At 63.1% G+C, this 10,782-nt stretch carries 11 protein-coding genes; 1 reads left to right on the top strand and 10 read right to left on the bottom strand.

Going from position 1 to position 10,782, the window contains the following annotated elements; translation table 11 throughout:
• Positions 1 to 185: 185 nt before the first annotated feature.
• The 10 genes from AC1DUU_RS12225 to AC1DUU_RS12180 form a co-directional block, all read right to left on the bottom strand.
• Entirely contained in the window at positions 186 to 1,166 is a 981-nt protein-coding gene (locus AC1DUU_RS12225; protein ID WP_476783684.1) for a branched-chain amino acid ABC transporter permease, read from the bottom strand.
• A gap of 1 nt (position 1,167) precedes the next feature.
• A complete protein-coding gene (locus tag AC1DUU_RS12220; protein WP_476783686.1) occupies positions 1,168 to 2,055 on the bottom strand; it encodes a branched-chain amino acid ABC transporter permease in 888 nt (295 codons plus the stop codon).
• A gap of 6 nt (positions 2,056 to 2,061) precedes the next feature.
• Positions 2,062 to 2,778 carry an ABC transporter ATP-binding protein gene (locus AC1DUU_RS12215; RefSeq protein ID WP_476783683.1) on the bottom strand — a complete coding sequence of 239 codons (717 nt, stop codon included), beginning with the start codon at positions 2,776 to 2,778 and terminating at the stop codon, positions 2,062 to 2,064.
• The gene (locus AC1DUU_RS12210; protein WP_476783682.1) at positions 2,771 to 3,529 is read right to left on the bottom strand and encodes an ABC transporter ATP-binding protein; all 759 of its coding nucleotides are present in this window, start codon (positions 3,527 to 3,529) and stop codon (positions 2,771 to 2,773) included. The genes AC1DUU_RS12215 and AC1DUU_RS12210 overlap by 8 nt, the downstream gene beginning before the upstream one ends.
• 65 nt (positions 3,530 to 3,594) lie before the next feature.
• On the bottom strand, positions 3,595 to 4,791 hold the full coding sequence (locus AC1DUU_RS12205) for an ABC transporter substrate-binding protein (protein WP_476783681.1): 1,197 nt from the start codon (positions 4,789 to 4,791) through the stop codon (positions 3,595 to 3,597).
• A gap of 95 nt (positions 4,792 to 4,886) precedes the next feature.
• A complete protein-coding gene (locus AC1DUU_RS12200) occupies positions 4,887 to 5,669 on the bottom strand; it encodes an SDR family oxidoreductase (RefSeq protein ID WP_476783680.1) in 783 nt (260 codons plus the stop codon).
• A 15-nt stretch (positions 5,670 to 5,684) separates the two neighbouring features.
• The gene (locus AC1DUU_RS12195) at positions 5,685 to 6,461 is read right to left on the bottom strand and encodes an enoyl-CoA hydratase-related protein (protein WP_476783679.1); all 777 of its coding nucleotides are present in this window, start codon (positions 6,459 to 6,461) and stop codon (positions 5,685 to 5,687) included.
• Positions 6,458 to 7,660, bottom strand: coding sequence for a 3-oxoadipyl-CoA thiolase (gene pcaF, locus AC1DUU_RS12190; protein ID WP_476783685.1), 1,203 nt, complete (start codon positions 7,658 to 7,660; stop codon positions 6,458 to 6,460). The genes AC1DUU_RS12195 and pcaF overlap by 4 nt, the downstream gene beginning before the upstream one ends.
• 9 nt (positions 7,661 to 7,669) lie before the next feature.
• Positions 7,670 to 8,479, bottom strand: a complete 810-nt coding sequence (locus tag AC1DUU_RS12185) for an enoyl-CoA hydratase/isomerase family protein (RefSeq protein ID WP_476783678.1) — start codon at positions 8,477 to 8,479, stop codon at positions 7,670 to 7,672.
• Positions 8,476 to 10,008 (bottom strand): class I adenylate-forming enzyme family protein, encoded by a 1,533-nt coding sequence (locus AC1DUU_RS12180; RefSeq protein WP_476783677.1) that lies wholly within the window; start codon positions 10,006 to 10,008, stop codon positions 8,476 to 8,478. Before AC1DUU_RS12180 ends, AC1DUU_RS12185 begins: the two co-directional genes overlap by 4 nt.
• On the opposite strand from AC1DUU_RS12180, the gene AC1DUU_RS12175 reads away from it, so the two are divergent.
• On the top strand, positions 10,001 to 10,782 hold a 782-nt coding region (locus AC1DUU_RS12175; RefSeq protein WP_476783676.1), incomplete at its 3' end, for an IclR family transcriptional regulator. The two genes, AC1DUU_RS12180 and AC1DUU_RS12175, sit on opposite strands and share 8 nt — an antisense overlap.

The raw sequence follows: 10,782 nt of genomic DNA, 5'->3' as shown, positions 1-10,782 counted from the left end.
ACAACCATGCGCCCGGCAGCGTCGTCTCAACAAACTTCACGCTTGACGTCCCAACTTCGATTAGACAACCGCATCACAAGCAGGCTGTCGGCTTGTGGTCGAACTGGCCTCAAAGCGGACATTGGTCCACTATTGTTGCGGGTCCTGCATGCAGTCATGTTGACGACGAACCCGCTCCAAGAGCTCTAGAGCTTGCGCCCCAGAAGCTGCCCCAGCGCACCGAGAATGCCCTTTCGGAAGGCCAGGATGCAGAGCATGAACACGAGCCCCTGCACGATGGTCACCCAGGCGCCGAAGCCGGCCAGCTCATTCTGCATCCAGACGACCAGGCCTGCGCCAACGATTGGACCGAAGAACGTGCCCATGCCGCCTATCAGCGCCATAAGTACAACCTCACCAGACATGCCCCAGTAGACGTCGGTGAGGCTCGCAAGTTGGAACGCAACAGCCTTCATCGCGCCGGCTAGACCTGCAAAGCCCGCTCCAAGGACGAAGGCCAGCCACTTGTAGCCGTTCACCCGATACCCCAGCGAGACAGCCCGGGCCTCGTTGTCGCGAATGGCGCGCAGGGTCTGGCCAAACGGAGAATAGGTGATCCGGTAGAGCGCGAGCACGGCGAGGATGAAGACGGCTGCCACGAGCGCGTACAAGRCCCTGTCGTCGCGCAACGAGAACACGCCAAAGAGATCCCCGCGTGGAACCTGCTGGATGCCGTCCTCGCCGCCGGTGAATGGAGCCTGCAGGCTGAAGAAGTAGACCATCTGCGCGAAGGCGAGCGTGACCATGGCGAAATAGATGCCCCTCCTCCGCACGGCGAGCGCGCCGATCACCGCCCCCAGCCCCAGCGCCACCAGGACGCCGAAGAGAATGGCGAGTTCGGGCGTGAACCCCCAGATTTTCGCCGCGTGGGCTGCCGCGTAGGAGGAAAGACCGAAATAGGCGGCATGGCCAAAGGACAGCAGCCCGAGATTGCCCAGCATGAGGTTCAGCGACAATGCGAAGAGCGCGAAGCACAGCACCTTGACCACGAAGAGCGGGTAGAAGGCCAAGGGAGCGATGACGACGATCGCCACGAGCAGCAGCATGAGAAGCCGATGCGTACGCGACATGCCGAGCGGTGCGGCGGCGTGCATTAGGGGCGTTGCGATGGCTTGCGTGGCCGACATGTCAATCCTGCTTTCCGAAGAGGCCCGCCGGACGGACCAGCAGCACGATGGCCATAATGACGAAGATCACCGTAGACGAAGCCTGTGGCCAGAAAACCTTGGTCAGACCTTCGACAAATCCGAGCATGAAGCCTGTCAGGATCGCGCCCGAAATCGAGCCCATGCCGCCGATCACCACTACGGCGAAGACGACAATGATGAGATCGCTGCCCATCATCGGGTTGACCGAGAAGATCGGCGCCGCCAGCACGCCAGCGAAGCCGGCCAACGCTACACCGAAGCCATAGGTCAGCGTGATGAGCAGCGGCACGTTGATGCCGAAGGCCTCGGTCAGCTGCGGCTTTTCGGTCGCCGCGCGCAGCCATGAGCCGACRCGCGTCTTCTCGATTGCGATCCATGTAGCCAGGCACACGATGACCGAGGCGACGATCACGAAGGCGCGCGACGCGGGCAGATACATAAAGCCGAGATTATAGCCGCCCTGGAGCCCCGGCGGCAAGGAATAGGCAAGGCCGGTCGCGCCGTAAAGGTTGCGAAATACACCGACCATGACGAGCCCCATGCCGAATGTCAGGATCATCCCGTAGAGATGGTCGAGATCGTAGATCCAGCGCAGGATGAAACGCTCTATGACGCAGCCGACAAGCCCGATGCCCAGCGGCACAAGGACAAGCGCCGTCCAGTAGTTGATCCCGAAGTAGTCGAGCAGCAGGAGCGCACCGAAGGCGCCAAGCATGTAGAATGCGCCGTGGGCGAAGTTCACGATGTTCAGCAGCCCGAAGATAATCGCCAGCCCGAGGCTGAGGATCGCGTAGAAGGCGCCGTTGATCAAACCCAGCATGATCTGGGTGGAGAACAATTGCAGCGGTATCCCGAAAATGAGCATGATTCCTCCTCAGACCCCGAGATAGCTGTTCAGCTTTTCGGCATGCGCGGCGATGTCGGTATTCGACATCATGTCGACGATAGTGCCGTGATCCATCACGTAGTGCCGGTCGGCCACCGTGGCCGCGAAGTGGAAATTCTGCTCGACCAAAATGACGGTGTAACCGCCTTCCTTGAGTTTGCGGATCATCGCGCCGATCTGCTGGACGATGACAGGAGCAAGGCCCTCGGTCGGCTCGTCGAGCAGCAGGAGACGCGCGCCCGTGCGCAGAATGCGCCCGATAGCAAGCATCTGTTGCTCGCCACCCGAAAGACGCGTGCCCTGGCTGCGCCGCCTTTCGGCAAGGTTCGGGAAAAGCTGGTAGATCTCGGCGACGGACATGCCCCCTGGAGCCACCACCGGGGGCAGCATCAGGTTTTCCTCCACCGTGAGGCTGGAGTAGATGCCGCGATCCTCGGGGCAGAAAGCGATGCCTGCACGCGCGATCTGACGCGACTGCGCGCCGCAGAGTTCCAGACCGCGGAACTTGATCGAACCGCGCTTGCGTTTGAGTATGCCCATGATGGCCTTGAGCGTGGTGCTTTTCCCTGCGCCGTTGCGGCCGAGCAGGGTCACGACCTCGCCTTGGTGCACGTCGAAATCCACTCCGTGCAGGACATGGCTCTCCCCGTACCAAGCTTCGAGACTACGAACCTGCAACATGGAGATGGCGGATGTCTCAGGCATGGGGCACACCAATATAGGCCTCGATGACGCGCGGATCGCGCGAGACATCGGAATAGACGCCTTCGGCGAGGACCTTGCCGCGCGCGAGGACAGTGATGCGGTCGGAGAGGTCGGCCACGACCGAGAGATTGTGTTCCACCATCACCACGGTGCGCCCGACAGCGACCTTGCGGATGAGGGCGGAGATGCGAGCGACGTCTTCCTGCGTCATCCCGGCCATGGGCTCGTCCAGCAGCAATACGCGCGGCTCCAGCGCCAGCGTGGTGGCGATTTCCAGTGCCCGCTTGCGGCCATAAGGCAGGTCGTCGGCGACATGCCCGGCATAGTCAGCCATGCCGACGGAGGAGAGCAGTTCCATCGCCTCATCATGGAGACATCCGAGCGCCCGGTCGGAACGCCAGAAATCCCATGAATCCCCATGCCGCCGCCGCTGCAGGGCAGTCCGGACATTCTCAAGCGAAGTCATCGAGCCGAAGACAGCAGAGATCTGGAACGAACGGACGATGCCCAAACGGCTGACATTGGCGGGGCTGAGGCCGGTGATGTCTCGCCCCTCGAAGCGGATGTTTCCTTCAGTGGGGGTCAGCACCTTTGTCAACAGGTTGAAGCAGGTGGATTTTCCCGCACCGTTCGGGCCGATGAGCGCATGAATCGTGCCGCGAGCGATGTCGAGGTTCACGCCGTCGACCGCGCGGAAGCCCTTGAATTCCATCACCAGGCCCGACGCACTCAGAACCATATCATCAGCCATTCAACGCCCCTTGCATTGGCGGGACCCCAGACCGGGTCCCGCGCACCATCTCGTCTTGCTTTGGCTTATTTCGCGACCAGCGGGCAGGCGCTTTCCGATAGGGGGCGGAACGCCTCGTCACCGGCCACGGTGCTGAGGATCTTGTAGTAGTCCCAGGGCCCGGTCGATTCTGCAGGTGACTTCACCTGTGCGAGATACATGTCGTGGACCATGCGGCCATCGTCGCGGATCACGCCGTTCTGAGCGAAGAAGTCGTTGACCGGGGTGGCCTTCATCTGGGCGATCACGGGGCCCGCACTATCGTCGCCGATCTTGGCGATAGCGTTGAGATAATGGGTGACAGCGGAGTAGACGCCCGCCTGCGACATGGTGGGCATGGCACCGTGACGCTCAAAGAAGCGCTTGGACCACGCGCGGCTTTCATCGGTCCGGTCCCAATAGAAGCCGGTCGTGAGGAAGAGCCCCTGCGCGGCTTCGAGACCGATAGAATGCACATCGGTCAGGAAGATCGCCAGACCGGCGATGCGCGCTTGCTGGGTCAGACCAAATTCCTGCGCCTGCTTCAGCGAATTGATCGTGTCCGTGCCGCCATTGGCCAACGCAATGACATTGGCGTTCGCAGCCGGAGCCTGAAGCAAATAGGACGAGAAATCGGCCGTGTTGAGCGGCGCGACCACGTTGCCAACCACCTCGGCGCCCGACGCCTTGACCACCGCCGAGACGTCTTTCTGCATGGTGTGGCCGAAGGCGTAGTCGGCGGTCAGAAAGAACCAGCGATTGCCGCCCTGTTCCACCATCGCCTTGCCGGTGGAAACGGCGACGGAGTAGGTGTCCCAAGTCCAGTGGATGCCGTTCGGCGAGCAGAATTCGTTGGTGAGGCTGGCGGTGCCTGCGCCCGAGGCGATCAGCACGCGGTTCTTTTCGCGGGCGAGGCCCTGAACGGCCAGAACCACTGACGAATTTGGCACATCGACGATGAGGTCTACGCCCTCGACATCGTACCATTGCCGGGCGATCTGCGTGCCGACATCAGCCTTATTTTGGTGGTCGGCACTGAGAAGTTCGACCGGTACACCGAGCTTGTCACCGAAGTCTTCGATCGCCATTTTCGCGGCAACGACCGAGCCCTGACCGGCGAGCGAGGAGAAGACCCCGCTCTGGTCCGTCAGCACGCCGATCTTGACGCCGCCGCCGGACATATCCGCATGCGCAGTGCCGGCCCAGGCCGCCGCGAGCGCGACGGACAACATAAGTCTTTTCATGAAATTTCCTCCCATTTCAGTGCCGCCACTCTAGGGTGCTGGCAGCACTTAGTCACAGCCGCATTGCAGACTTTCGTTCCGCAGTGCGGAATACATTAGAGCAGCGAACGGACCAGGYCGCCGTCGACAGCGATGTTCTGTCCGGTGATGTAGTTGGCGTGGCGCGAGCACAGGAATGCGCAGATCGGGCCGAAATCGTCGGCCTCGCCAAGCCGCTTGGCCGGCACGGAACTGGCCATCGAAGTGACGACCTCCGCCTCGCTGATGCCGTCGCGAGCGGCGCGGGCACGGATCACCCGGTCGAGCGCGCCGGTGGCCATCAGCCCGGGCAGGACGTTGTTCACCGTCACGCCCCGGTCCACCACCTCGCGCGCCAGCGTCGCCATTGCGCCGGTGAGACCCGCGCGAATGGAGTTAGCGAGCGCCATGTTAGGGTAGGGCTCCTTCACCGCAAAGGAGGTGATGTTGACGATGCGGCCGAAGCCGTCCGCCAGCATGCCAGGCAGGACCCGCTGGGCGGCGCTGACGGCCGACAGCATGTTGACCTCGAGCGCACGGCGCCAGACGTCAATATCGTGGTCGGTGAAGAGGCCGGGCGGAGGACCGCCGGCATTGGTCACCAGGATCGAGATGCGCCCCGCCTGAGCTTCGGCAGCGGCTATCACCTCATCGACCATGCCGGGTTGCGAGACATCGCCCTGCAGGAAGATCGCGCCGTTGCCGAGGGCCTTGGCGGCGGCCTGGCCTGTGTCTGCGTCGCGCCCGTTGATCACGACGCGGACGCCAGCCTGCGCCAGATGCTCGGCGCAAGAGCGGGCAAGCCCCTTGCTTCCGCCAAGGATAAGGGCCGTCTTGCCCGAAATGCCAAGGTCCATCATGTACCTCCTGGGGGGTCAGCAACCGGTATAAGAGGGTTTGCGCTTTTCCAGGAAAGCGGCCATGCCCTCGTTCTTGTCGGCGGTTGAAAACAGAATCTGCAGCGCCTTGCGCTCCATCGTCAGCGCAGCACCGAGAGAGGCATCCTGCCCGTGCAAGATGACCTCCTTGACCTGCTTGACCGCGATGGGCGGCAAGGCTGCGATACTCCGGGCCAGCCCGAGCGCGTGGGTAAAGACCTGGTCGTCTTCGACGAGATCACTGACCAGACCCATGGCGTAGGCTTCTTGGGCCGCGATGGTCTCGCCGGTCAGGCACAGCTTCATGGCCTTGAACTTGCCGACCGCGCGGGTCAGCCGCTGGGTACCGCCCGCTCCGGGCATGATGCCGACCTTGACCTCGGGCTGGCCAAACTTGGCGGAGCGACCCGCGACGATAATGTCGGCATGCATGGCGAGTTCCATGCCGCCGCCAAGAGCATAGCCGTTGACCGCGGCGATCAACGGCTGCGGGCAGTTGGCGATCGCCCCCCAAAGCCGCTCGTTGTGGCGTAGATACATATCTACGGTGCCAATCTGCGCCATGTCCGCTATGTCGGCCCCGGCGGCGAAGGCACGGTCATCGCCCGTCAGGACGATGGCGCGCAGATCGACGTCGGAGGTGAAGCCCTCGAAAATCTCGGCCAGGCGGCGACGCAGCGGCATGCTAAGAGCGTTGAGGACGTCGGGCCGGTTGAGCCGGACGATGGCGAGGTTGTCCTGCCGTTCGACAAGGACTAGGTCCTGTTCGGTCATGCTGCCTCCAGCGTCAAAGCAATGCCCTGACCGACGCCGATGCACATAGTGCAGAGTGCACGGCCCTTGCCAGCACGGGCGACGGCCAGTGCGGCGGTGAGCGCGAGGCGCGTGCCGGACATACCCAAGGGGTGGCCGAGCGCGATGGCGCCACCGTTGGGGTTCACCTGCTCGGCGTCGTCAGGCAGGCCAAATTCGCGGAGGCAGGCGAGGGCCTGGGCTGCAAAGGCCTCGTTCAGTTCGATGCGATCGAAATCGGCGATGGACAAACCAAGCCGCGCCATGAGCTTGCGGCTGGCCGGAACCGGCCCGATGCCCATGATCGCGGGCTCCACGCCGGCGGTGGCCATGCCGGTGACGCGGGCAAGCGGGGTAAGGCCAAAACGCTTCACCGCGTCGGCCGAGGCGACCAGGATCGCCGCCGCGCCATCGTTGACGCCGCTGGCATTGCCTGCGGTGACCGAACCGCCCTGACGAAACGGGGTGGGCAGTGCTGCGAGCTTGTCAAGACTGGTCGCCCGGGGGTGCTCGTCCTGCGCGACGACGAGAGGATCGCCCTTGCGCTGAGGGATGGCGACGGGGATGATTTCGCCGTCGAAGGCGCCGGCAGCCTGAGCGGCCACTGTGCGAAGCTGGCTGCGCAGCGCGAAGGCGTCCTGGTCCTCCCGGCTGATCTTGAAGCGCTCCGCCACGTTCTCGGCGGTCTCCGGCATGGAATCGATGCCGTACTGCCGCTTGATGACAGCATTGACGAAACGCCAGCCGATCGTGGTGTCGTGGATTTCCGCCGTGCGCGAGAAGGCCGAGGCAGCCTTGGGCATGACGAATGGCGCGCGAGTCATGCTTTCCACGCCGGAGGCGATGATGACATCGGCGTCGCCCGAGATGATCGAGCGGGCGGCGAGGCCGACCGCGTCGAGACCGGAACCGCAGAGCCGATTGATCGTGGTTCCGGGCACCGTCTGAGGCAGCCCGCCGAGAAGCACGCCCATGCGGGCGACGTCGCGATTATCCTCGCCAGCCTGATTGGCGCAGCCGGTAAAGACGTCGTCTATCTGCGTGGCATCGAGGCCGGGCGCGCGCTTGAGCAGTTCGGCCAGGACGAGGCCCAGCATATCGTCAGGCCGCACCGTGGCCAGAGCGCCACCGAAGCGGCCAATGGGTGTGCGCACACCGGCGCAGATGAAGGCTTCCGTCATCATGCTCACTCAGAGAGGACAAGTGTCGGAGAAGTTCGGGCGACGCTTCTCCTTCAGCGATTGCAGGCCCTCGCGCGCATCCGGGCCGGTGAAGCCCATGAATTCCAACGCCAGTGAGGTGTCGAAGGTCGGCCCGGCCATGCGCAGCCAGTTGTTGAGCGCATACTTGGTCCAGCGGATCGCCGTGGGCGAACCATTGGCAAGCTTGCGCGCGACCTCGAGCGCCTTATCGTGCAGCTCATGGTCCTCGGTGCAAAGCGAGATGAGGCCGATGCGCTCGGCCTCCTCGCCCGAAATGGCCTCGCATAGCAAAAGGTAGTACTTCGCCTTAGCCAACCCGCAAAGCAGCGGCCAGACGATGGCGGCATGATCGCCTGCGGCGACGCCCAGACGGGTGTGGCCGTCAATGATGCGGGCCGTCTTCGTGGCGATGGAGATGTCGGCCAGCAGGCCCGCCACCAGACCGGCACCGACCGCCGGGCCCTGCATGGCCGAGACGATGGGCTTGGAGCAGTTGATGATGTTGTAGACGAGGTCGYGGGCCTCTTTCCACACGCGGGTGAGCGTGTGGAAGTTCTCGGTCATGTCCTTGACCAGATCGAGATCGCCGCCCGAGGAGAAGGCTTCGCCCGCACCACGGATGATGACCGCGCGCACATCTTCGGCGGCGTCGATGTCGCGCCAGACACGAACGAGTTCCCCATGCATGATGGCGTCGGCCGAGTTCAGACGGCCGGGGTTCTCCATCGTGATCCGCAGGATACCCGCGTCCGGCCAGTCGAACTTGAGGCGGCGATAGCTGGCGGTGTCGATGCTCATATTCTTTTCTCCCGGTCTGCCCAGTAGGGTTCGCGCAACAGGTTCTTTTGGATTTTTCCGATGGGGGTCTTAGGGAAGCTCTCGACGAACTTCACGAGACGGGGACGCTTGAAGCGCGACAGCTTGGCCTCGCAATGAGCCGCGAGTACGGCTTCGGCCAGAACTGCGCCTGCCTTGAGCTGGACATAGGCGGCCGGCACCTCGCCCCATTTGTCGTCCGGTATGCCGAAGACCGCGCACTCGGCGACGGCGTCGAGCTGGTAGATCGCGTCCTCAATCTCCTTGGGATACACGTTCTCGCCCCCGGAGATGATCATGTCCTTCGAGCGGTCGACGAGGGTGATGAAGCCCTGCTCGTCGGCCACGGCGAGATCGMCTGTCCAACCCCAGCCGTGCCTGAAAAACTTCGAGGTCTGCTCGGGCTCATTGTAATATTCGAGCATGACGTTGTCGCCGCGCGAGACGAGCTCGCCGACCTCGCCCGGCTTAACCGGGTTGCCGTCGGGGTCGACCAAGGCGAGATCGACATTGTAGGCCTGCTTGCCGATCGAACCGAGCCGCTCGGGCAGGTTCCAGTGGCCCAGCACGGTGATGACGCCGACCTCGGACTGACCGTAGATCTGAGTGAGTTCCAGCGCGGGGAGCTTCTCAATCAGGGCGCGCTGCACCCAGTCGGGCATCGGCGCCCCGGCAAAGGCTAGCTTTTCCCATCGGACGAAGTTGTCGGCATCGAATGYAGGGTCGGAGATCAGCATTGAGGACTGGGTCGGCACCATAAAACAGGCGGTCATGCCTGTACGCTGCGCCATGCGGGAAAACTCTTGCACGTCCCACTTGCTCAGGAATGTGCAGGTCGCGCCGGCCAGGATCGCTGGCTGGAACATGATGTTGAGCGCCGCCACATGGAACAGCGGAGTGACGATGCCCACGACATCGCGTTCATCGATGTTCTCATGCACCATGACCGTGTGGGCGGTGATGACGCGATTGAGGTGGCTGGCGAGGACGCCCTTCGGCCGGCCGGTGGTGCCGCCCGTATACGTCATGCAGAAGGGATCGTCTTCCGTCATGGCGACGGCCGGGGAGGTTTCGGGGGCCGAGGCCAGCACCGCATCGAATCCTTGCGCACCGGAGCGGCGCTCGCCCAGAACGATGAGCTCGCGGATGCGCGGCAGGGACTTGCAGGCCTCTTCAACCTTGGCAGCGAAGATATCCTCGTAGACGAGGATCTCCACATCGGCCTTGTCGAGCACGTAGATCAGGTCCTCCGCTGTATAGAGCACCGAGACATTGACAATAACGCCGCCCGAGCGCGCTGCGCCGAAGAAGACAATGCCGTACTCGAGCCGGTTCCGGCTGATTATGGCGACCTTGCCGCCCTGGCCCAGGCCCATGTCGACCAGAGCGTTGGCAAAGCGATTTGCAGCCAGGTCGAGCGCGCGGTAACTTATCGCCCTCTCCTGCCAGATGATCGCGTCCTTTTCTGGAAACCGTTCTGCCGAGCGGCGCAGCATATCTCCGGTGAGCATCTCTCTTCCTCCCCTTCCGGCATTCCCGGTGGCGGCCCGGACGCCGGTCCGTGTCGTTGCCGGACACTGGATTTTTAGAGCGCGGTATGCAATGCCAATACGCAAAATTGCATTCCGCTGTGCGGAAGAAAGGGAGAGACCGATGAGCTACGAAGACAGGCAGTTTGTCGAGGCGTTTGCGCGCGGGATGCAATTGTTCGAAGTGCTGTCGAAGCAGAAGAAGTCGATGTCAAACAGCGATCTTGCGCGAGCAACCGGCATGCCACCATCAACCATCAGCCGCCTTTGCTATACCGCTATGAAGATGGGGTATCTGCGCCATAGCGGTGGCGGCCGCGCCTATGAGTTGACGCCGAAGACACTGAATCTCGGCTACTCGGTGCTTTCGGGCATGGCGCTCATTGACCGGGCAACGCCACTTCTGAAGGTGCTGGCCGAAAGGACCGGGCAAACGGCTGGCCTGTGCGTGCTCGACAAACTCCACGTGACCTTTGTGCAGGTGGTTGTTGGGGATGACCTCCTGGCTGTCCGCTTTGCCGTAGGCGGGCGGATGCCGGTCGCAACCTCAGCTGCGGGGATCGCAATGCTGAGCATCCTGCCAGAGAAGGAACGCCGGATCCTTGCCACAAGGATCAGGTCGGAGCTCAACCGCCACGACGGCAACGTCACCGCCTTTAACGCGCTCCTGCAGCAAAGCATCAACGACAGCGGCCTCGCCTTTGCCCGCGACATCTGGCGTCGCGGGGTCGGGGCCGTGGCGATGGGCATATCTTC

The sequence above is a fragment of the Aminobacter sp. P4_H6_2 genome, assembly GCF_056400805.1.
This window is presented reverse-complemented; position numbering and strand designations above follow the sequence as displayed.

Excerpts from the sequence above, each read along its gene's own strand:
- AC1DUU_RS12215 (WP_476783683.1), bottom strand. The coding sequence starts at position 2,778 with ATGCCTGAGACATCCGCCATCTCCATGTTGCAGGTTCGTAGTCTCGAA.
- AC1DUU_RS12210 (WP_476783682.1), bottom strand. The coding sequence starts at position 3,529 with ATGGCTGATGATATGGTTCTGAGTGCGTCGGGCCTGGTGATGGAATTC.
- AC1DUU_RS12205 (WP_476783681.1), bottom strand. The coding sequence starts at position 4,791 with ATGAAAAGACTTATGTTGTCCGTCGCGCTCGCGGCGGCCTGGGCCGGC.
- AC1DUU_RS12195 (WP_476783679.1), bottom strand. The coding sequence starts at position 6,461 with ATGACCGAACAGGACCTAGTCCTTGTCGAACGGCAGGACAACCTCGCC.
- pcaF (WP_476783685.1), bottom strand. The coding sequence starts at position 7,660 with ATGACGGAAGCCTTCATCTGCGCCGGTGTGCGCACACCCATTGGCCGC.